Genomic DNA, 282 nt, shown 5'->3' with positions numbered 1-282 from the left:
CGCACAAATCACGGCTGCGTACCCTTTCATTCGTTAGGAGAACACCGATATGACGATCAATTACCAGTTCGGCGATGTCGACGCCCACGGCGCGTTGATTCGCGCGCAGGCCGCCTCGCTGGAGGCCGAGCACCAGGCCATCGTGCGCGATGTGATTGCCGCCGGTGACTTCTGGGGTGGCGCCGGCTCGGTGGCCTGCCAGGAGTTCATCACCCAGTTGGGCCGCAACTTCCAGGTGATCTACGAGCAGGCCAACGCCCACGGGCAGAAGGTGCAGACCGC

General features: G+C 63.5%; 1 protein-coding gene. It reads left to right on the top strand.

Annotation, left to right across the window (positions count from 1 at the left end; all coding sequences use genetic code 11):
- Positions 1-49 precede the first annotated feature (49 nt).
- On the top strand, positions 50-282 hold a 233-nt coding region (locus tag AC5Y6X_RS24505), incomplete at its 3' end, for a WXG100 family type VII secretion target (RefSeq protein WP_499989732.1).

The sequence above is a fragment of the Mycobacterium sp. NGS26 genome (assembly GCF_059813025.1).
Note: the sequence above shows the minus strand (reverse complement) of the source record. Positions and strands in the feature narration are given on the sequence as shown.